Annotated in this window: 14 protein-coding genes; 10 read left to right on the plus strand and 4 right to left on the minus strand. The window is 67.4% G+C overall.

Going from position 1 to position 17442, the window contains the following annotated elements; all coding sequences use genetic code 11:
- The first annotated feature begins 19 nt into the window (after positions 1–19).
- Positions 20–1564, plus strand: a complete 1545-nt coding sequence (gene lysS, locus GOAMR_RS21705; RefSeq protein WP_005193131.1) for a lysine--tRNA ligase — start codon at positions 20–22, stop codon at positions 1562–1564.
- 99 nt (positions 1565–1663) lie between these two features.
- Here lysS and GOAMR_RS21710 read toward each other — a convergent pair whose 3' ends face one another.
- Positions 1664–2482 carry an LppX_LprAFG lipoprotein gene (locus tag GOAMR_RS21710; protein WP_005193132.1) on the minus strand — a complete coding sequence of 273 codons (819 nt, stop codon included), beginning with the start codon at positions 2480–2482 and terminating at the stop codon, positions 1664–1666.
- Between the two features lie 226 nt (positions 2483–2708).
- Between GOAMR_RS21710 and GOAMR_RS21715 the strand changes: the two genes are divergently transcribed.
- The 3 genes from GOAMR_RS21715 to GOAMR_RS21725 all read left to right on the plus strand — a co-directional run bounded on the left by GOAMR_RS21715 (position 2709) and on the right by GOAMR_RS21725 (position 7770).
- Positions 2709–4376: a cytochrome b5 domain-containing protein gene (locus GOAMR_RS21715; protein ID WP_005193133.1), complete on the plus strand. Its 1668-nt coding sequence runs from the start codon at positions 2709–2711 to the stop codon at positions 4374–4376.
- A 126-nt stretch (positions 4377–4502) separates the two neighbouring features.
- Complete coding sequence (locus GOAMR_RS21720; RefSeq protein WP_005193134.1) at positions 4503–5717, plus strand: type III polyketide synthase; 1215 nt, start codon at positions 4503–4505, stop codon at positions 5715–5717.
- Between the two features lie 4 nt (positions 5718–5721).
- Entirely contained in the window at positions 5722–7770 is a 2049-nt protein-coding gene (locus GOAMR_RS21725) for an ATP-binding cassette domain-containing protein (RefSeq protein WP_005193135.1), read from the plus strand.
- Between the two features lie 129 nt (positions 7771–7899).
- On the opposite strand, the gene GOAMR_RS21730 is transcribed toward GOAMR_RS21725, so the two are convergent.
- Positions 7900–8736 (minus strand): helix-turn-helix transcriptional regulator, encoded by an 837-nt coding sequence (locus tag GOAMR_RS21730; protein ID WP_005193136.1) that lies wholly within the window; start codon positions 8734–8736, stop codon positions 7900–7902.
- 68 nt (positions 8737–8804) lie between these two features.
- On the opposite strand from GOAMR_RS21730, the gene GOAMR_RS21735 reads away from it, so the two are divergent.
- Positions 8805–9311, plus strand: a complete 507-nt coding sequence (locus GOAMR_RS21735) for a VOC family protein (RefSeq protein ID WP_005193138.1) — start codon at positions 8805–8807, stop codon at positions 9309–9311.
- 14 nt (positions 9312–9325) lie between these two features.
- Here GOAMR_RS21735 and GOAMR_RS21740 read toward each other — a convergent pair whose 3' ends face one another.
- Positions 9326–10897 (minus strand): FadD3 family acyl-CoA ligase, encoded by a 1572-nt coding sequence (locus GOAMR_RS21740; RefSeq protein WP_005193143.1) that lies wholly within the window; start codon positions 10895–10897, stop codon positions 9326–9328.
- Between the two features lie 42 nt (positions 10898–10939).
- On the opposite strand from GOAMR_RS21740, the gene GOAMR_RS21745 reads away from it, so the two are divergent.
- The 5 genes from GOAMR_RS21745 (at position 10940) to GOAMR_RS21765 (ending at position 16568) form a co-directional block, all read left to right on the plus strand.
- Positions 10940–12229, plus strand: coding sequence for an acyl-CoA dehydrogenase family protein (locus tag GOAMR_RS21745; RefSeq protein ID WP_005193145.1), 1290 nt, complete (start codon positions 10940–10942; stop codon positions 12227–12229).
- On the plus strand, positions 12226–13035 hold the full coding sequence (locus GOAMR_RS21750; protein ID WP_005193147.1) for an SDR family oxidoreductase: 810 nt from the start codon (positions 12226–12228) through the stop codon (positions 13033–13035). Before GOAMR_RS21745 ends, GOAMR_RS21750 begins: the two co-directional genes overlap by 4 nt.
- Positions 13036–13242: 207 nt before the next feature.
- Complete coding sequence (locus tag GOAMR_RS21755; RefSeq protein WP_005193150.1) at positions 13243–14397, plus strand: acetyl-CoA C-acetyltransferase; 1155 nt, start codon at positions 13243–13245, stop codon at positions 14395–14397.
- 186 nt (positions 14398–14583) lie between these two features.
- Positions 14584–15894: a sensor histidine kinase gene (locus GOAMR_RS21760; protein ID WP_005193153.1), complete on the plus strand. Its 1311-nt coding sequence runs from the start codon at positions 14584–14586 to the stop codon at positions 15892–15894.
- Positions 15885–16568, plus strand: coding sequence for a response regulator transcription factor (locus tag GOAMR_RS21765; RefSeq protein ID WP_005193156.1), 684 nt, complete (start codon positions 15885–15887; stop codon positions 16566–16568). The genes GOAMR_RS21760 and GOAMR_RS21765 overlap by 10 nt, the downstream gene beginning before the upstream one ends.
- On the opposite strand, the gene GOAMR_RS21770 is transcribed toward GOAMR_RS21765, so the two are convergent.
- Positions 16550–17368 carry a hypothetical protein gene (locus GOAMR_RS21770; RefSeq protein ID WP_005193159.1) on the minus strand — a complete coding sequence of 273 codons (819 nt, stop codon included), beginning with the start codon at positions 17366–17368 and terminating at the stop codon, positions 16550–16552. The two genes, GOAMR_RS21765 and GOAMR_RS21770, sit on opposite strands and share 19 nt — an antisense overlap.
- Between the last annotated feature and the right edge of the window lie 74 nt (positions 17369–17442).

A 17442-nucleotide genomic window follows, 5' to 3' on the forward strand; every position in this document is an offset into this window, starting at 1 on the left:
CCCGATAGGGTTTTGAGTCGTGAGCCAGACCCCGAACACCGAAGCAGCCGTGCCGTCGACGGAGGGTACCGACGAGGCCCCCGAACAGATCCGCATCCGGCGTGGTAAGCGTGAGCGGATTCTTGCCGAGGGCCGTGAGGCGTACCCGGTCGAATTGGAGCGGACGCACAGCCTGGCGCAGATCCGCGCCGACTACCCCGACCTCGAGGCCGGCACCGAGACCGGCGCCGAGGTGGGTGTCGCCGGCCGCATCATCTTCCTGCGTAACAAGGGCAAGCTGTGTTTCGCCACCCTGCAGGAGGGCGACGGCACTCAGCTACAGGCGATGATCAGCTTCAACGGTGTCGGTGAGGAGTCGCTGGCCCGGTGGAAGGCCGACGTCGACCTCGGCGACATCGTGTTCGTGCACGGTCAGGTGATCAGCTCCCGGACCGGTGAGCTGTCGGTGATGGCCGACGACTGGGCGATGGCGTCGAAGGCGTTGCGCCCGCTGCCGGTAGCGCACAAGGACATGAACGAGGAGACCCGGGTCCGCCAGCGCTACGTCGACCTGATCATGCGGCCGGAGGCCCGGCAGATCGCGCGCACCCGCATCGCGGTGGTCGCCGAGCTACGGGCCGCGCTCGCCCGCCGCGCCTTCCTGGAGGTCGAGACCCCGATGCTGCAGACGCTGCACGGTGGTGCGGCGGCCCGCCCGTTCGTCACCCACTCCAACGCCTTCGACATGGACCTGTTCATGCGGATCGCGCCGGAACTGTTCCTCAAGCGCTGCGTGATCGGCGGCATCGACAAGGTCTTCGAGATCAACCGCAACTTCCGCAACGAGGGTGCCGACTCGACGCACTCGCCGGAGTTCGCGATGCTCGAGACCTACGAGGCGTACGGCACCTACGACACCGCGGCGGTGATGATCCGCGAGCTGGTGCAGGAGGTGTCGCAGGCCGCGATGGGCACCCTGACCCCGGTGATGCCGGATGGTTCGGAGTACGACCTGTCGGGCGAGTGGACGTCGCTGGAGATGTATCCGTCGCTGTCGGAGGCGCTCGGCGAGCAGATCGTGCCCGCGGGCGCCGATGATTCGACGACGGTCGAGCAGCTCCTGGCGATCGCCGCCAAGGTGGGCCTGGAGGTGCCCAAGGACAAGGGCTACGGCCACGGCAAGCTGGTTGAGGAACTGTGGGAGCATCTGGTCGGCGCCAAGCTGAGCGAGCCGGTGTTCATTCGCGACTTCCCGGTGGAGACCTCGCCGCTGGTGCGCTCGCACCGCGGTGTCCCCGGCGTGGTGGAGAAGTGGGATCTGTACGTGCGCGGTTTCGAGCTGGCCACCGGCTATTCCGAGCTCGTCGACCCGGTGATCCAGCGTGAACGCTTTGTCGATCAGGCGCGGCTGGCCGCGGCGGGTGACGACGAGGCGATGGTCCTCGACGAGGAGTTCCTGGCTGCGATGGAGTACGGGATGCCGCCGACGGCCGGTACCGGTATGGGCATCGACCGTCTGCTGATGGCGCTCACCGGTCTCGGTATCCGCGAAACGATCCTGTTCCCGCTGGTCAAGCCCCGCTAGCGCGAACTGTCCCGGACGCATGAAGTCCCCGTACACCGCCGGGTACGGGGACTTCATGCTTGCCCAGGGTCTGGGTCCGAAGACGCGGGGTTCTCGGGGCTATGGGGCCTGGATGTCGACCTTCTTCTGCCAGTCGGAGGTGGTGAGGTTGATCTCACCGGTGTCGACCTTGAGGTTCACCTTCACCAGGTTGTACGGTGCCGCGTCGGCGATGTACAGGGTGACCGGGATGGCGCCGGAGAACTTCCCGTCGCCCTGCGTCGGGAAGACCTTGTCGAGGACCTCCGCGGGGACCGTGCCGGTGACCTTCTTCGCCTGGACACCGTTCACGGTTTCGGAGCCGTCCAGCTTGAAGCTCTTGAGGCTTTCGATGATCTTGGCCAGACCCTGTTCGCGGTCGAGGATGATCGCCGGGTCGTAGACCTTGGACGCCTCACCGATCGACGTGTACTCGGAGTCGCCGTCCTTCTTGATGTACAGCTGACCGTCGGAGACGATGAACGCGACCTCGGTGTCGTTGTTGTTGATGCGGAACTTGCCCTCACCCTGGGCTTTGGGTGCCGGGTTGCTGGTCAGGTCGCCCTTGACCTCGCGGACCGGCAGGCCCATGACCTTGTCATCGACTTTCAGCTCCACGTGCGCCGACTGCATGAGCCGCGTGGTTTGTGCGCTCTGCTTGACCAGGGCGTCGGCGTCGGTGGTGGACACCTTGGGCTGCTCGGACCGGGAGGTCTCGATCATCGACGGTGCGCTCGCGGCGGCCGTCGTGGTACCGGTCGAGTCGTCATCGTCGTCGGAGGCACAGCCTGCGACCAGTGCCACCACGGCGGCGGCGCCCACCGCTGCGGACAGCAGTGCACGGGATCGTTTACGGGCGGTACCCGCGAGATGCGGGGTGTGGGTGAGTTGTGTCTTCATGTCGCCATACATTAACCAGCGACGACGCAGATCACACGCATTAGTCGCAATCGTCGTTCACACGCGGTACTTATGCACCCAGATGATGCATGCGGTCCGGCGACACGGCATGCTGATCCTCAGCAAACGGTAGCGGCGAAGCGACTGAAGCGTGGGGACTTCTCCGGCATTGGTGCCAGAATTAACGGTGCTTATCGGTTCGACACAGAGGAAAGCGAGGTCAGCGATGGCCCACACGGAAAGTGGCACTGATGTGCGGACTGCGGTGTTGCCGAATCGTGCGCCCGAGCAGGGGGGCCCGGACGCGTCTGGAGAGGAAGCGGAGCAGACCGCGACGGGCAACGCCGTCGCCGGATCGCCCGCACCGACGGATGCCGAACCGGGTGTGGGTGAGGGTGATCGCAGACCTCCGGGTTCGGACGGGCCGGAGGTAACCGAGGGCAGCGAGGTGCTGCGCCATCCCGACCTCGGCCGGCTGCCCGGTATCGAGGGCGGACCGCAGCTCGCGGACGTGTGGGTGTACAAGGGCCGCGCCTACGATCTGACCGACTGGATCTCCAAGCATCCCGGCGGCGAGTTCTTCATCGGTCGCAGCAAGAACCGCGACATCACCTCGATCATCGGCTCGTATCACGCGAATGTCGAAGCGGTGGAACGGATGCTGGAGAAGTACGCCCTCGACAGGGACGCGGTCATCGAGGATGTGCATCCCAAGAACAACGCACCCGACTTCCTGTTCACCGAGCGCTTCGACAGCTGGCGCGATACCCCGAAGTATGACTTCGGCCGGCGCAACGACCTGCTGCACGAGATCAAGAAGCGGTTGCGGGGCAAGGATATTCAGGCCAAGCTCAAGAGGCTCGACCGCTGGTTCAACATCGTGGCCGCGCTGCTGTTCATCGCCTACTTCGCGGTCCAGGGTCTGCGGTTGTACGACACGTCGTGGATGCCGCTGCCCGCGTTCGTGATCCTCATGGTGATCCTGCGCAGTTCACTCGCCGGCTTCGGGCACTACGCCATCCACCGGGCGCAAAAGGGCGCCACCAAGGTTCTGGTCAACGCCTTCGATATGAATTACGTAGCGTTGTCATTCGTTACCGCCGACGGTCACGCGCTGCTCCATCATCCGCATACGCAAAGTGAAGTCGACATCAAGAAGAATGTCTTCACCTTCATGATGGATCTGCCTCGCTGGTATCGAATTCCGATTCACACGATCCATAAATTCGGACATGCCGTCACCGGTATGACGTTCCGTTTGATCGACGTCTGCAATCTCACCAGAAAGGTGGGTATCGCGCAGATGTACGGCTCCAAACGGGGTGGTCTGCCGCACTTCATCGGTGCCTTCGGCATGCGGTTCCTGCTGCTCGCCGAGTTGATCGCCTTCATCGTGGCCGGCGACTTCTGGGCGTGGTTGCTCCAGTTCGTGGTGACGATGTGGGTCAGCACCTTCCTCGTCGTGGCCAGCCACGACTTCGAGATGGACGCAGAGGAGATCGAGCCCGACACCGACGACTGGGCGATCAACCAGCTCGAGCAGGCCTACGATCTCAAGATCACCGGCATCCGGTACGTCGACTGCTTCCTGTCCGCGGGTCTGAGCTCGCACCGCGTCCACCACGTACTTCCGTACCAGCGCAGCGGTTTCGCCAACATCTGGTGCGAGGACCTCGTCGCCGAGGAGTCGGCCAAGTTCGGGGTCGAGTGGTTGCCGGCCAAATCCTTTGTCGCCGACCGCTTCCCCAAACAGGTTGTCACCTACCTCGGCGCCAAATCCCGCACCGCACAGGAGAACAACTGGGGCTTCTTCCGCGAGCACTTCTCGCCGACGATGCTCAAGACCTGCGCCGACTACACCGTGAAGGGCTTCACCGGCGTCGGAACCGTTTGAGTAACAGGACCTTCCGGCCGACAGCTCTGTGCTGACCACATAGCGTCCGACCCCGTCGTTCGCGTTCGACCGCATCGGTGGATGCACCGCACCCACCGGCGAACACCCATCCCAGGAGTCATAGCCATGACCATCGACAACTTCCTCCCCGGCGACCAGGCCCGGCGCGCCCCCGGGCGCCAGACGGCCCCCACGTCGATGCCGCCCGCACCGTCCACCGCGGTCGCGATCATCGAGGGCATCGCCACCGGGGCCCCGGAGCGGGTGTTCGACCAGGAGACCGCGGCCCTGGACGTGGCGAAGATGTTCGACGGCGACGAGAACCGCGAACGGATCGCCCGCATCTACCGTAAGACCAAGATCACCACCCGGCACCTGGCCGTCGACCCGCTCGATCCGGAGTTCGCCGAGTTCTCCAAGCGGCCGGCCACCATCCGCGAGCGGATGAACCTGTACATGGAACTCGCGGCTCCGCTGGCCATCGACGTCGCCCGCCGCGCCACCGCGGGGGTGTCCGACATCGCCGACATCGGGCTGCTGGTGTTCGTCACCAGCACCGGCTTCATCGCCCCCGGCGTCGACGTCGCGGTGCTGCGGGCACTGGAACTGCCGGTCACCACCAACCGGGTGGTGGTCAACTTCATGGGCTGCGCGGCCGCGATGAACGGCATCCGGTCGGCATCGGATTACGTTCGCGCCCATCCCGATCGCAAGGCACTGGTGATCTGCCTGGAACTCAGCTCCGTCAACGCGGTGTTCACCGAGGACCCGTTCGCGATCATCACCCACAGCCTCTTCGGCGACGGCTGCGGTGCGGTGGTCATCGGCGCCGGCGGCGTCGGCACCGAACAGCCCGCCGGGGCCGTCGTGATCCGGGAGAGCTTCAGCCACCTGTTCGACGACGCGGAGGACGGCATCGTGCTCGGCGTCAACGACGACGGCATCACCTGCGAACTGTCGCCGCAACTGCCCGACTACATTGTGCGCGGGGTCGACCCGGTGATCGTGGACCTGCTGGCCCGCAACGGCCTGGCCAAGACCGACATCGACCTGTGGGCTGTGCACCCGGGCGGCCCCAAGATCCTCGACTCGTCGATCGAATCGCTGGGCCTCCCCGCGGATTCCACGGGGCCGAGCTGGGAAGTGCTCGCCGAATACGGCAATATGCTCAGCGTCTCGCTGATCTTCGTGCTGGAACGCATGATCGCCCAGTCGGTGTCGCGGGCGGCCACGCCGGATGCGGCCGACGGGGCCGACGGGGCCATATCCACCGGCGTCGCGTTCTCCTTCGCCCCGGGCGTCACGCTCGAGGGCATGCTGTTCGACATCGTAGGACGGTAGTGCGATGGCGTTACTGCGTTTTCTGGTGTCGGTGTCCTGGCGGGGGATCGTCTTCGCCGTCGTCGCCGGCCTGATCGGTGGCGCGGCCAACGCCTTCCTGGTCACCCAGATCAATTCCGTCATCTCACCCAAGCCCGATGTGCACGGCAACTGGGGCACCTTCGCGCTCACCGCGGTGGTGGTGCTGATCACCGGCCTCGCCTCGCAGGTCATCCTGACCCGGCTGGCCCAGGACGCCATCTACCGGCTGCGGGCCTCGCTCGGGTCGGGGGTGATCGCCGCGCCGCTCGAACATCTCGAACGCCTTGGTGCACATCGACTCATGGCGACCCTCACCGAGGACGTGCGCACCCTCTCGCAGGCGGTGTCGGCGATCCCGAGCGTCTGCATCGACGTGGCCACCATCATCGGCTGCCTCACCTATCTGGCGATCATCTCGCCCACCATCTTCGCGGTGCAGGTGGGTGCCACGCTGCTGTCGATCCTGTGCGTCGAACTGCTCGCCACCCGGGTGCGCGAACTGTACCGGCAGGCCCGCGAAACCGACGACGAACTGCTGCGCTCGTTCGGCTCGGTCACGCACGGCATCAAAGAGCTCAAGATGCACCGCGATCGCCGCACCGACTTCATGAACCGGCATCTGCTGGGTTCGGCACGGGAGTTGCGCGACAAGAACATCACCGCCGGTGTCCGTTTCTCCTACGCGCAGGGCCTCGGCCAGCTCACCCAGCTCGCGACGATGGCGCTGATCCTGTTCGGGCTGGCCGCGGCGATGAAGCTGCCGCTGGAACAGATGATCGGCTACGTGCTGGTCACCACGTTCCTGTCGATGCCGATGCAGAACATCATGCATCGCATCCCGGATCTGCTGCGCGGCGATGTCGCGCTCAAGAAGATCCACCGGATGGAACTGTCGATGGAAACCCCGCACGACGAGACAACTCTCGGCGGTGCCGATCGGCTGCCGGTGACCGCCGCCCACATCGAACTGTCCGGCGTCCACTACTCCTACCTCGGCGACCAACTGCCCGCGGTCCCGATGGGCCCGCCTCCCGGCCCGGGTCCGGACGACCTGGACCAAGCCGGTCCGCTCCCCGAGCCCTCCGGCCACCCGCAACCCGACCCGAACCACAACGGGGTGGCCCATCCGGGCCTCGGTCACCCGGCCCCGGACCACAACGGTGTCGCCCACCCTGGCCTCGGTCACCCGGCCTCCGACCGTGATGGTGTGGACCTCACGGACGCCGGTCACCCGGCTCCGAACCACAACGCCAACCCGGGCCCGGGTCACCAGGCCCCGGCGCACAACGGTCCGGGCCGACCAAGCTCCGGTCCCGGGCGTGATGGCCGGCGCCCGATGCTGGGGCATAAGGGCCCGGATGGACGTGGCCTACCGCATCACGCACCGGCGGGAATACATCCCATGGCGGGTCCGGGCGAGCGTGCCGGCTTCCATCTCGGACCGATGGACCTGGTGCTGCAACCCGGTCAGGTGACGTTCATCGTCGGCGGCAACGGCAGCGGCAAATCGACTCTGGCCAAGCTCCTTTCGGGCCTGTATCTGCCGCAGTCGGGAACGATCTCGCTGAACGGTGAGGCGATCGGGCACCACAACATCGAATGGTTCCGGCACGCCACGTCGGCCATCTTCACCGACTTCCACCTGTTCGAGGACTTTTTCGGTTACCTGCGCCCCGGCATCGACGACGAGGTGAACCGGCTCCTGCGGCAGCTGCAGATCGCGCACAAGGTGAGCGTCCACGACGGCAAGCTGTCGTCGATCGCCCTGTCACAGGGCCAGCGCAAACGCCTCGCCCTGGTCACCGCCCTGCTTGAGGACCGTCCGGTGTACCTGTTCGACGAGTGGGCCGCCGACCAGGAACCGCAGTTCCGCGAGACCTTCTACCACGAGATCCTCGCTGACCTGCGCCGCCGCGGAAAGACCGTCATCGTCATCACCCACGACGATCGGTACTTCCACCTCGCCGACCAACTGATCAAGCTCGAATTCGGACACCAGGAATCCTTGATCGACGCCCTGCCCCCGTCGTGACCATTCTTCTTGATCCCTGAGGCCGATGCGACGAAGGTGCGACCACCCGTCTTGATCCCTGAGGCCGATGCGACGAAGGTGCGACCACACATCTTGATCCCTGAGGCCGAAGCGACGAAGGAGCGAGGGTCACGAAGGGTCCGGTGACCTTTCGCCGCCTGACGCACCCACCTCGGGGCCACCCGCACCCCGCCGATAGGCCGTCGGCGACATCCCCAGCGTCCGTGTGAAATCCGACGTGAAATGCGCCTGGTCCGCATACCCGAGATCCGCCGCCACATCCCCGACGGCGGTCCCGGGTTCGGCCCGTAGCCGCGCCGCCCCTTCCTGCAACCGGTACCGCCGGATGATCGCGAGCGGCGCCAGCCCCACATAGCGGTCCGCCAGCCGCTGGAGCGTCCGCACCGACACCGAGAGCCGTTCGGCGAGATCATCGACTCGCAGGACGGTGCGATCACCCGCGACGATATCCTCCATCGAATTGGCCAGCAGCGCAGTCTCATCGGGCTCCGGAAGGGTGGCCCGCAGCCACTCGCCATAGATGGCGACAGCCCGGTCCTGCGCGCCCGCGTCCTCCGGATCGGTCATCGCTGCACAGATATCGTCGTATAGTCCACGAGCCTCGAAAGGGATCTCGGTATCCCGAATCTCCTTGGGCGCCTGATGGATAGCGACGATCCCCGCGGGCCGCAGCAGTATCCCCACCGCCCAGCCATGCCCGCGCAGGTCCCGGTACGACGCACTGGTCGTCGGTCCCGACAGCACGATCCCGTCGTGCTGCACCACAAGGTTCGACGCCGGAAACGGCAGCAGGTTCTGCCGGGACGTCCGCCCCGGCGCGAGGCGCCACACCGGAATCCAGAACCACCGCACCAGCGCGGCGAGGTCGTCGGGCGCCGGCACCCGACGGAATGTGGGTAGCCGCGCCGGATACAGCACGCCCCGCGGGTCGTCGGTATCAGTCACCGGTACCCGCCCGAAGTCTGTCGCAAATCTTCAAGCCGAACATATGTCCACAATCCTACGGTCGAGTCATGACTCACACACAGGAAAACACCACCGGCGTGACCGGAACATACACCACCGACGGCCTCCCGCGCGGAGTCACCAGCCTCACCCCGTTCATCACGGTCCAGGGTGCTGCGGAGGCAATCGAGTTCTACCAGAATGTGTTCGGCGCTCGGCTTATCGACAAGACGCAGTTCGGCGGCGTCATCGCGCACGCCGAGATCGACTTCGGTACGGGCCACCTGCAACTCGGTGAGCCCAGCGACGACTACGGACTGATCCCCGCACCGGCCGGTGACGCCGACTGCTACTCGCTCGGCCTGTACCGCCCGAACGTCGACGACGTGGTCGCCAAGGCGGTCGAGGCCGGCGCCACTGTCCGCGAAGCCCCGTCGACATTCGTCTCCGGTGACCGTTTCGCCTCGATCCGTGACCCGTTCGGCGTCCGCTGGTCCATCCTGAGCCGCGTCGAAGACCTGTCCGAGGAGGAATCGGCCCGCCGCGTCGCGGAATGGGCTGCCACCCAGCAGTAGTGCACAGAAAGTCGTCAGCTGAGTTCACGTTTGAGGATCTTGCCCGACGCGTTCCGGGGGAACGCGTCGATGACCTCCACGACTCGCGGCACCTTGAAGTTGGCCAGATGCTCACGGCAGTAGGCGATCACGGCGTCGCCGTCGACAGCCGCATTCTCGCGTACCGTCAGGAATGCCTTGCCCACCTCGCCGAGCCGTTCGTCGGGCACCCCGATCACCGCGGAGTGGGTGACCCCGTCGAACCGGGCGAGCACCTGCTCCACCTCGGCGGGGTACACGTTGAAGCCGCCGCAGATGTACATGTCCTTGAGCCGGTCGGTGATCGTGAGATTGCCGCGCTCGTCGAGGGTGCCGATGTCACCGGTGTGCAGCCAGCCGTCGGCGTCGATGGTGGCGGCGGTGGCGGCGGGATCGTCGAGGTACCCGAGCATCACCATGTCGCCGCGCGCCAGCACCTCGCCCTGTTCCGACAGCGTGATCTCCATGCCGGCGAACGCGCGCCCGCAGGTGTTGGCGACGGTGACGGCGTCGTCGGCGGCGGTGCAGGTGGAGACGAACCCGGAGCATTCGGTGAGCCCGTAGGCGGTGATCACGGTGTCGACGCCCAGTTCGGCGGCGATCCGCTCGATCAGCACCACCGGGACGATCGCAGCCCCGGTGACCACCAGCCGTAGCGAGCTGAGGTCGTGGTCGGCGCGGTCGGGTGCGTCGAGGATGGTCTGGAAGATGGTGGGCGCGCCCGGGAATACCGTGGCCCGCTGCTTCGACACCAAAGTCATTGCGGTGGTGGGGGAGTACACCGCCAGCGGCAGCATTGTGACACCGAACAGCACGCACGGGAGGATGCCTGCCTTGTAGCCGAAGGTGTGGAAGTACGGGTTGACCATCAGATAGCGGTCGTCGGGGTTGAGCCCGCCGTTGCTGCCCCAGGCGTGCGATCCGGCGAGGGTCTGGCGATGAGTTGCCATGACCCCCTTGGATTTTCCGGTGGTACCGGAGGTGAACAGGATGTCCGAGAGGTCATCGGGTGCCACCGTGTCGGCGCGGCGATCCGCTTCCGCCGTACCGTCGGGGGTGGCCCGGCTCAGGAAATCGGTCCAGTCCACGGCCCCGTCGGGCAGTTTGCCACCGCCGAGCGGCACGCGGACAACGGTCTGCGGCATCGACCCTCGGTGGGCCGTCAGCAGTTCGGCGCAATGATCGGCGCCCAGAAACTCCCCGGACACGACGACGGCTGCCGCTCCGGAACGTTCGATGATCTCGACGGCCTCACCCGCGGTGTACCGGGTGTTGAGTGGGATCAGCACCGCCCCCGCGTAGTGCGCGCCGAGCGCCGCGACCGGCCAGTGGTGGCTGTTGGGCGCCCAGATGGCCACCCGGTCGCCGGCCCCGATTCCCGACGCGACGAGCGCCGCGGCAAAGGTACGGGCCGCGTCGTGCAGGCCCGCCCAGGTGAGTTTGACTGCGGCACCCCATTGACCGTCTACGACCGCGACGGCGTCGGGCCAGGTCTGAGCCGCCCGGCGCAGCGCCGCCGGAGTGGTCCGCGGATAGTCGACGGGGGCGGTTTCGGGTGCGCTCGGCATGCAGCCAACCTAGCACTTGCTTGGTCGGCTATGCTAGCTCCCATGACGACGAGTGCAGGCGACGCGCAGGGGTCGGTCGACCTGGCGGATCGGTCGATTGACCTGGGCGCTTGGGCCGAGAACACCCCCGATGCCGCCGAGGAGTTCGCCCGGGCGGTGCGCACCTGGCTGGCCGACAACCTGGTCGGCGACTTCGCCGAACTCGCCGGCCGGGGCGGACCGGGCAGCGAACACGAGTTCTTCGCCGAACGCCTCGCCTGGGACCGGCACCTGGCCGCGGCCGGCTGGACCTGCCTGGGCTGGCCGACGCGTTACGGCGGCCGCGGCGCCACCATCGAGCAGCGCATCATCTTCCACCGCGAGTACGCCCGCGCGAACGCGCCTGCCCGCGTCAACCACCTTGGCGAGGAACTGCTCGGGCCCACGCTCATCGAGTTCGGCACCGAGGAGCAGAAGCAGCGGTTCCTGCCGCACATCGTCGACGTGACCGAACTGTGGGCACAGGGCTATTCCGAGCCCGGCGCCGGATCTGATCTCGCCGGTGTCTCCACGTCGGCGCGGCTGGAGGACGGCCGCTGGGTGATCAACGGCCAGAAGATCTGGACCTCGCTGGCGCACATGTCGCAGTGGGTCTTCGTGCTGTGCCGCACAGACAAGGACTCGAAACGCCATGCGGGCCTCAGCTTTCTGCTCGCCCCCCTCGATCAGGCCGGCATCACGGTCCGGCCGATCCAGCAACTCACCGGCACCTCGGAGTTCAACGAGGTCTTCTTCGACGGCGCCGTCACCGATGCCGACCTGATCGTCGGCGCACCCGGCGACGGCTGGTCGGTGGCGATGGGGCTGCTGCAGTTCGAGCGCGGCGTGTCCACCCTCGGCCAGCAGGTCGGCTTCGCCCGTGAACTCGATGATCTCACCGACCTCGCCCGAGCCAACGGCGCGATCAACGACTCCGAGATCGCCTCCCGCCTGGCCCGCGCCCGCATCGGCCTGACCGTGATGGGCGCCCACGCCCAGCGCACCCTCGGCGGCGACATCACCTCCGAGGCGGGTGCGGCGTCGACGTCGAAACTGTTGTGGGCCAACTGGCATCGTGACCTCGGCGAGCTGGCGATGGCGATCTCCGGTGCGCCCTCGCTGATCGGCCCGTCGCACAACGCCGAAGGCACACCCAACGATCTGCACGACCCCGAGCACGTCGAACTCGACGAATGGCAACGGCTGTGGCTGTTCACCCGCGCCGATACCATCTACGGCGGCTCGAACGAGGTGCAACGCAACATCATCGCCGAGCGCGTGCTCGGCCTACCCAGGGAGGCACGTCCGTCATGACAGCAGAAGCACGATCCCCGCTCGCCACCCCGCCGGCCGAAACTCCCGGCCACGGGCTGCTCGCCGGACGCAAGGCCGTGGTCACCGCCGCCGCGGGTACCGGCATCGGTTTCTCGACGGCCCGCCGCATCCTCCTCGAGGGTGGCGACGTGCTGATCAGTGACTGGCACGAACGCCGGCTCGGCGAGGCCCGCGACAAACTTGCCGAGGAGTTCCCCGAGCGCACCGTCGCCCAGCTCACCTGCAACGTGCAGGACACCGCCGAGGTCGACGCCCTGATCGCCGGTGCCGCAACCGAACTCGGCCGCATCGACGTACTGGTCAACAACGCCGGGCTCGGCGGCGAGACCCCGGTCGCCGAGATGACCGACGAGGAGTGGGACCGCGTCGTCGACATCACCCTCACCGGCACCTTCCGCGCCACCCGCGCCACACTGCGCTACTTCGGTTCGGTGGATCACGGCGGCGTCATCGTCAACAACGCCTCTGTGCTCGGCTGGCGCGCCCAGCGCGGCCAGGCCCATTACGCCGCCGCCAAGGCCGGCGTCATGGCGCTGACCCGTTGTGCCGCAATCGAAGCCGCCGACGTGGGGGTGCGCATCAACGCCGTCGCCCCGTCCATCGCCAAACATCCCTTCCTGGCCAAGGTCACCAGCGACGAACTCCTGGACGAGCTGGCCTCGAAGGAGGCCTACGGCCGCGCCGCCGAGGTCTGGGAGGTGGCCGCCACCATCGCCATGCTCGCCAGCGACTACACCACCTACCTCACCGGCGAAGTCGTCTCCATCTCCTCCCAACGTGCCTGATTCCCCGCCGTCCCCTTCGCTGGTTGAGCCGCGAAGAGCCGCTTCCCCCTCTCGCTGGTTGAGGTGTGAAGAGCCGCTTCCCCTCTCGCTGGTTGAGGCGCGAAGAGCCGCTTCCCCTCTCGCTGGTTGAGGTGTGAAGAGCCGCTAGGCGATGAGCCTCGAAACCCCGCAAGCCGACATCGTCCCCAACCCCAAGGACACCGAACAATGACCACACCCCAGGCCTACATCGTCGACGCCGTCCGCACCCCGGTCGGCAAGCGCAACGGCTCCCTCGCCAAGGCGCACCCCGCCGACCTCGGCGCCCACGTCATCTCCGCGATCGTCGACCGCACCGGCATCGACCCGGAGGTGGTCGACGATGTGGTGTTCGGCTGCGTCGACGCGATCGGCCCGCAAGCGGGCAACATCGGCCGTACCGCGTGGCTGGCCGCCGGAATGCCGCTGGGCGTGCCCGGTACCACCGTCGACCGCCAGTGCGGATCCTCGCAGCAGGCAATCCATTTCGCCGCGCAGGGCGTGATGAGCGGCACCCAGGACGTGGTGGTTGTCGGCGGGGTGCAGAACATGAGCGCGATCCCGATCTCACAGGCCATGATCGCCGGCCAGGAGTTCGGATTCACCACGCCCACCGCCGAATCCGAGGGCTGGCGCAAGCGTTTCGGTGACGCCGAGGTCTCCCAGTTCGCCGGCGCCGACGCGATGGCCGTCAAGTGGGACATCAGCCGCGAGGACATGGAGCAGTGGGCGTTCAACTCCCACGACCGCGCCCGCACCGCCATCGCCGAGGGCCGCTTCGACCGCGAGCTCGTCGCCTACGGTGACCTGTCCGTCGACGAATGCCCCCGCGAGACAACGCTGGAGAAGATGGCCGGCCTCAAGCCGCTGGCCGAGGGGTCGCGGCTCACCGCTGCCGTCGCCTCCCAGATCTCCGACGGCGCGTCGGCCGCGCTGGTGGTGTCCGAGGCAGCGCTCAAGCAGTACAACCTCACCCCGCGCGCTCGCATCCACCACCTGTCGGTGCGCGGCGATGACCCGGTGATGATGCTCTCGGCCCCTATCCCGGCCACCGCCTACGCCCTCAACAAGGCCGGCATGAGCATCGACGACATCGACGTCGTCGAGATCAACGAGGCCTTCGCCTCGGTGGTGCTCGCCTGGATCAAGGAGACCGGCGCCGACCCCGCCAAGGTCAACCCGAACGGCGGCGCCATCGCCCTCGGGCACCCCCTCGGCGCCACCGGCACCAAACTGTTCGCCACCCTCCTCAACGAGCTCGAACGCACCGGCGGCCGCTACGGCCTGCAGACCATGTGCGAAGGCGGCGGCACCGCCAACGTCACCATCATCGAACGACTTTGATCCCTGAGCCGGTGCGTCGGCGGACTGGGTCACCGTCTTGATTCCTGAGGCCGATGCGAGGAACGAGCGAGGGACGCGTTGGGTCCGGTGAGCTACCCACCTGAAGTGACCACCTCATCGTTCACCCGGAAAGGAAAGCCGACACAGTTCCTCCAGAACTGGGGATACGCTGGCTCAGTGACGTCGATGACCGTGCATACGGGCCTGCCCCGTCGCCCGCCGACCGGCCGGGCGCACCGCGCCGTCCGCCGGACCCTGGCCGAGTCGGCGTACCTGTTGACCGCCCCGGGCACCGCCGTCCTGGGCGTGTTGTGGGTGACCGTCACCTTTGTCGCGGGAACCCTCACCGCAGCATCACCGCGATTCTCTCGCCGGTGCTGGTCGGCGGCCCGAAGTCCGGGCGACGTCGAATGGTGGCGTGTCCGCTCCTTGGGAGCGGCCGGTGCACACATGTCGCCGGCCGAACGACGGCCCGCCGCGTCCGACCCCGGAACAGACCCCACCCGCTGGCTCGACGCCGCGCACGCGGTGATCATGATCCCGGTCGTGGCGGTCACCTGGTTGGTGACTGTCTCGTGGTGGCTTCTCGGCCTGGCGTTCGCGACGTATCCGATCCGCAACTATCCGGTGACGGGGCCGCTGCGACCGCTGACCCTCGATGCCGACGGCGGCGGCTCCCATCTGTCGGTGAGCCTGGGGCTGACGTCGCCCGCGTCCCGGATCGTATTCGCTGTCGGTGCCGCCCTGCTGCTGGCGGTGACCTTGCCGCTGGTCACCCGCGTCGCCGCGACCGTCCACGGCAGACTCGGCGAGGCGCTGCTGTCGAGCGATTCGGTGTGGCATCGCCGCATCAGTGGTCTGGAGCACGAACGCGACACCGCCCAGGCGCAGGCCGCGGCGGCGGTGTCGGCGGAGGCGGAAGCGCTGCGCAGACTCGAACGGGACATTCATGACGGACCGCAACAACAGCTGATCCGGCTGGGGATGGAGTTGGGCCGTGCCCGGTACCACTTCGACCGTGATCCCGGGCTGACCCGGAAAGCCTTGGCCGAGGCGGCCATTCATGTGCAAGAAGCAGTGGATGAGCTGCGCGCGCTGTCGCGGGGAATCGCCCCGCCGCTCCTCGCCGACCGGGGTCTTGCGGCAGCACTCGCGTCCCTCGCGGACCGTAGTGTCGTCCCCGCGACGCTCGATGCGGACGCCGAGCCGGTTCCTCTCGGAGCGGCCGCCGAGACTGCCGCGTATTTCGTTGTCGCCGAGGCTCTGACGAACGTGGCCAAACACAGCGACGCCCACTCCTGCACCATCGGCCTGCGCCGGTCCGCCGACGTCGTGCGGGTGTGGATCACCGACGACGGCCGCGGCGGTGCCGCAGTGGGCAAGGGGCACGGGCTACACGGCCTGGCTGAGCGCGTTTTCGCCGTGGGTGGCACTTTCGATATCGACAGCCCGCCGGGCGGCCCGACGACGATCACGGCGGAGCTGCCATGCCGATAGATCAGGGGCCGGTGCGCAAGCGGCTGCGGATCGTCGTCGCCGACGACTCGGTTTTGTTGCGCGAGGGGCTGATCCGGCTACTGGAGGAGGACGGCCACGAGGTGCTGGCGGGCGTCGGCGACGGACCCCGACTCGTCGACGCTATTCGCACGCACCGCCCTGACATCTCGGTGGCCGACATACGGATGCCGCCGACGCACACCGACGAGGGCCTGCGTGCCGCGATCACCGCCCGGCGGGAGATGCCCGGGACGCCGGTGCTGGTGCTGAGTCAGTATGTCGAGGTGCTGTATGCCGCAGAGCTTCTCGACGACGGCTCGGGAGCGGTCGGCTACCTGCTCAAGGACCGGGTGACCGACGTCGCGGACTTCCTCGACACACTGCACCTGGTGGCGGGCGGCGGTGTCGTACTCGACCCGCAGGTCGTCGCGCAGCTGCTCGCACGGCGCTCAGGCGATCCGCTCGACGCCCTGACCGTGCGCGAGCGGGAACTGCTCGGCCTCATGGCCGAGGGCCGCTCGAACACAGACATCGCGCGCAGACTGGTGTTGTCATCGAGTGCTGTCGAGAAGCACATCGGCAATGTGTTCGCCAAGCTCGGCCTGCCACCGGACGATGCCCGGCATCGTCGGGTGCTCGCGGTGCTCGCCTACCTTCAGAACGTGCCCCGGTAGAAGTCGAGCACGGCACGCGGCGAGTCGAGCGCCGCCGACGTGTTGGCCGCGGCGAGTACGACGACGGCGACCGCCAGCACGCCCGAGGCGATCGCGACCGCACCGGACAGGCGACGGCGGCGCAGATCGTGCCGCGGCCTCCGGGCACGGGCACGCACCGACACGATGGCCACAATGGTCAGCGCCACCGCCGACGACCAGCCGATCACCGCGACCACCACGTGGTAGCGGGCGAGGTCATTGACCATCATCCGCAGCGGTGCGGGACTCGCCCCGGAGTAGTGGGTCAGCTCGTCGCGCACCTGTCCGGCCATCGCCGCGAGGTCGCCGCCGGCCGTGCCGACGGGCAGCATCGACATCAGTGAGGCCGTCGGCGCGACGATCGACTGGATGTTGGCCACCACCGCGACGTACGCGACCACTGCCAGGGCGGACACGACCGTCCCGGCGGCCGCAACAGGCCAGGCTGCCATGTTCGGAGCGGCATGAACGTAGCGTCGCGAGAGCCGGACCGCCCATACGGCCAGCACGACGAGCAGTGCGACGGCCATTGCGGTCTTGACCAGGTGGAACCACCGCCAGTAGTCGGAGAGGTCGGAGAGTTCCGGCGTCAGGGTCCGCGACCGGTTGTCCCAGTAGCGGACGAACGCGGCCCGCACCCGGTCGGTGAGTTGTGCCTCGTCGTACGGGCCGTGCCCGGAAAGCAGGGTCGCGAGCGATGGCGGTGACAACACAAACGCGGCGGTGAGCGTCGCCGCCGAGAGGCACAGCCAGGTGTTGCCGAGTCGTATCCGGGTCATACTCAGGACTCTGGCACCGTGGCAGGGTGGGGTCACTGGGGTGCACCACCGACTTTCGGTGGGGATGTCCCCAC

This window comes from Gordonia amarae NBRC 15530, assembly GCF_000241345.1.
Lineage (GTDB): Bacteria > Actinomycetota > Actinomycetes > Mycobacteriales > Mycobacteriaceae > Gordonia > Gordonia amarae.

Coding starts and splice junctions, on each gene's coding strand:
- GOAMR_RS21750 (WP_005193147.1), top strand. CDS start 12,226: ATGACAGCAGAAGCACGATCCCCGCTCGCCACCCCGCCGGCCGAAACT.
- GOAMR_RS21745 (WP_005193145.1), top strand. CDS start 10,940: ATGACGACGAGTGCAGGCGACGCGCAGGGGTCGGTCGACCTGGCGGAT.
- GOAMR_RS21725 (WP_005193135.1), top strand. CDS start 5,722: ATGGCGTTACTGCGTTTTCTGGTGTCGGTGTCCTGGCGGGGGATCGTC.
- GOAMR_RS21715 (WP_005193133.1), top strand. CDS start 2,709: ATGGCCCACACGGAAAGTGGCACTGATGTGCGGACTGCGGTGTTGCCG.
- GOAMR_RS21760 (WP_005193153.1), top strand. CDS start 14,584: ATGACCGTGCATACGGGCCTGCCCCGTCGCCCGCCGACCGGCCGGGCG.
- GOAMR_RS21710 (WP_005193132.1), bottom strand. CDS start 2,482: ATGAAGACACAACTCACCCACACCCCGCATCTCGCGGGTACCGCCCGT.
- GOAMR_RS21770 (WP_005193159.1), bottom strand. CDS start 17,368: ATGACCCGGATACGACTCGGCAACACCTGGCTGTGCCTCTCGGCGGCG.
- GOAMR_RS21735 (WP_005193138.1), top strand. CDS start 8,805: ATGACTCACACACAGGAAAACACCACCGGCGTGACCGGAACATACACC.
- GOAMR_RS21755 (WP_005193150.1), top strand. CDS start 13,243: ATGACCACACCCCAGGCCTACATCGTCGACGCCGTCCGCACCCCGGTC.
- GOAMR_RS21720 (WP_005193134.1), top strand. CDS start 4,503: ATGACCATCGACAACTTCCTCCCCGGCGACCAGGCCCGGCGCGCCCCC.
- GOAMR_RS21740 (WP_005193143.1), bottom strand. CDS start 10,897: ATGCCGAGCGCACCCGAAACCGCCCCCGTCGACTATCCGCGGACCACT.
- GOAMR_RS21765 (WP_005193156.1), top strand. CDS start 15,885: ATGCCGATAGATCAGGGGCCGGTGCGCAAGCGGCTGCGGATCGTCGTC.